The organism is Stenotrophomonas sp. 05L44_2, assembly GCF_056665995.1.
The window spans coordinates 1-2,684 of record NZ_JBFTNR010000588.1 but is presented as its reverse complement, the minus strand read 5'-3'; the positions used below and the strand labels follow the sequence as shown (position 1 = coordinate 2,684).

The window sequence follows — 2,684 nt, the reverse complement described above, 5'->3', positions numbered from 1 at the left end:
GCTGCGCAAAGGCCACCTGCAGCACGGTGGTGGCGGTCATCGACAGGATCAGCAGGAAGCCCAGCGCCAGCACGACGCCGAAGGAGAACACGCGCTTGCGCAGCCAGGCCTTGATGCCCTCCAGGCGTTCGCCGCTGGTGCGGAAGATCAGGTTCAGTGCGTTCTGCAACTGGGCAAACACCGCAGTGGCGCCAACGAACAGCAACAGCGTGCTCCACAGCCCGGCCAGCGATCCGACGTCGGGCTGGTTGTCGGCATTCTTCAGCACGGTTTCGGCCACGGTCGCGGCACTGCTGCCGGCCACCGAGCTGATCTGGTCGACCAGGGCCTGCTGTGCCGGCGGATACAGCGAGGCGGTCAGCCACAGCAGCAGCACCAGCAGCGGCGCCATCGACAGCAGGGCATAGAAGGAAACCGAGGCGGCCTGGGTCAGCACGTCGATTTCGACGAAGCGCTTGACGACGGCCATCGGGAAACTGTCCTGCAGGCGCTTGATGTACTTGTGCAGGGACGCGGGGCCGCCGTGCGGCGCGCGGTCTTCGGGGGCGTGGGACGTTGGATCAACCATGCCGGAGTTGTAGCAGCACCACGTCGAAGACGCGGTGAAGCAGGTGCGCAGGAGCGCGTCCCGGAGTCCCTTCGCAGTGCGGAAGGGACCCGGGTCTGGCGTTGCTTACGACAGCRCCTGCTTGACCAGCTTGGACACCAGGCCCATGTCGGCCTGGCCGGCCAGCTTGGGCTTCAGCGCGCCCATCAGCTTGCCCATGTCGGCCGCGCTGCTGGCGCCGGTTTCGGCGATGGCCGCCTGGATGGCCGCGACAATCTCGGCTTCGCCCATCTTGGCCGGCAGGTAGGCTTCGATCACCACGATTTCGGCGCGCTCGATTGCCGCCAGGTCTTCGCGGTTGGCCGCTTCAAACTGGCTGACCGAGTCCTTGCGCTGCTTGACCAKCTTKTCGAKCACGGCGATCACGGCGGTGTCGTCGAGCTCGATGCGCTCGTCGACTTCCTTCTGCTTGATGGCGGCGTTGATCAGGCGGATGACGCCCAGCTTGTGCTTCTCGCCGCCCTTCATGGCGGCCTTCATGTCTTCGGTGAGCTGCTGCTTCATGCTCATGACGAACCTCGTGGTGGTAGTGGGGCAGGGCGGATGCCCGGGCCCGGAAACGCAAAAAGCCGGCGACGCTCGCGCGTGCCGGCTTCGACTCCATCGCGGCAGGGAATGCCCACCGCAATGAAGATGCGTCCGATCAGTACAGGCGCTGACGCTTGGTAACGTCGCGCGACGAGCGGCGCAGCTGACGCTTCACAGCAGCGGCGGCCTTGCGCTTGCGCTCCTGGGTCGGCTTTTCGTAGAACTCGCGCTTGCGGGTTTCGGCCAGCACACCGGCCTTTTCGCAAGTGCGCTTGAAGCGGCGAAGAGCAAACTCAAAGGGTTCGTTCTCGCGGACTTTGACGCTGGGCATGGAATCTCCGGGACACAGTAGAACCGGGTCACGCCCGGCGAGCCGCACATTATAGTGGCGAATAAACAAACTGCAAGCCACAAATCCTGAATAGGGGCAAGTTGTTGGATTGCAGTGAGGCCTGCCAGTTCCCCGAGGGGTTGGCAGGGGCGTCATAATAGCAGGCATGCGAGTCCTTGGCATCGAATCTTCCTGTGACGAGACCGGCGTGGCGGTGTATGACACCGACCTGGCCGGCAGCGCTGCCCTGCGCGCCCATGCGGTCTACAGTCAGATCGCCCTGCACGCCGAGTACGGCGGTGTGGTGCCTGAACTGGCCAGCCGTGACCACGTGCGCAAGCTGCTGCCGTTGATCCGGCAGACGCTGGCCGAGGCCGGGCTTGGCGTGAACGACATCGACGGGGTGGCCTACACCGCCGGCCCCGGCCTGGTCGGGGCGCTGCTGGTGGGCGCCGGCGTGGCCCGGTCGCTGGCCTGGGCGCTGGAGGTYCCCGCCGTGGGYGTGCACCACATGGAAGGTCACCTGTTGGCGCCGCTGATGGAAGACGATCCGCCGCAGGCCCCGTTCGTGGCGCTGCTGGTGTCCGGTGGCCATACCCAGCTGGTGGCCGTCGATGCCATCGGCCAGTACCGGCTGCTGGGCGAAACSYTGGACGACGCCGCAGGCGAAGCCTTCGACAAGWCSGCCAAGMTGATGGGCCTGCCGTACCCCGGCGGGCCGCAGCTGGCCGCGCTGGCCGAGCAGGGCACGCCGGGCGTCTACCGCTTCACGCGGCCGATGACTGATCGCCCGGGCCTGGATTTCAGCTTCTCCGGCCTGAAGACCCAGGTCCTGATGGCCTGGCGCGACAGCGACCAGAGCGAGCAGACCCGCGCCGACATCGCCCGTGGCTTTGAAGACGCCGTGGTCGAGACCCTGTGCATCAAGTGCGAACGCGCGCTGGAAGCGGCCGGCACCAATGTGATCGTGGTGGCCGGCGGCGTGGGTGCGAACAAGCGCCTGCGCGCCCGCCTGCAGCAGATGGCCGAGCGCCTCGGCGGCCGCGCCTGCTTCCCGCGGCCGGCGTTGTGCACCGACAACGGCGCGATGATCGCCTTCGCCGGCGCGCTGCGCCTGCTGGCGGGCCAGCACAGCCCCCCGAAGGTGGACGTCACCCCGCGCTGGGACATGGCGACGCTGCCGGCGGTGTAAAGCCCCGCAACCGGTAGCGCCGGGCC

The 2,684-nt window shown here is 67.2% G+C and carries 4 protein-coding genes; 1 reads left to right on the top strand and 3 read right to left on the bottom strand.

The genetic code is table 11. The features are described 5' to 3' along the window. From AC1VAN_RS17840 to rpsU, 3 genes are all read right to left on the bottom strand, one after another. On the bottom strand, positions 1 to 568 hold a 568-nt coding region (locus AC1VAN_RS17840; protein ID WP_480986343.1), incomplete at its 3' end, for a YihY/virulence factor BrkB family protein. 105 nt (positions 569 to 673) lie between these two features. Continuing rightward, positions 674 to 1,117, bottom strand: a complete 444-nt coding sequence (locus AC1VAN_RS17835; RefSeq protein WP_480986342.1) for a GatB/YqeY domain-containing protein — start codon at positions 1,115 to 1,117, stop codon at positions 674 to 676. A gap of 133 nt (positions 1,118 to 1,250) precedes the next feature. Continuing rightward, positions 1,251 to 1,466 carry a 30S ribosomal protein S21 gene (gene rpsU, locus AC1VAN_RS17830; protein ID WP_002808376.1) on the bottom strand — a complete coding sequence of 72 codons (216 nt, stop codon included), beginning with the start codon at positions 1,464 to 1,466 and terminating at the stop codon, positions 1,251 to 1,253. 166 nt (positions 1,467 to 1,632) lie between these two features. On the opposite strand from rpsU, the gene tsaD reads away from it, so the two are divergent. Next, positions 1,633 to 2,658 carry a tRNA (adenosine(37)-N6)-threonylcarbamoyltransferase complex transferase subunit TsaD gene (gene tsaD / locus AC1VAN_RS17825; RefSeq protein ID WP_480986341.1) on the top strand — a complete coding sequence of 342 codons (1,026 nt, stop codon included), beginning with the start codon at positions 1,633 to 1,635 and terminating at the stop codon, positions 2,656 to 2,658. Positions 2,659 to 2,684: the final 26 nt, after the last annotated feature.

Excerpts from the sequence above, each read along its gene's own strand:
- rpsU (WP_002808376.1), bottom strand. The coding sequence starts at position 1,466 with ATGCCCAGCGTCAAAGTCCGCGAGAACGAACCCTTTGAGTTTGCTCTT.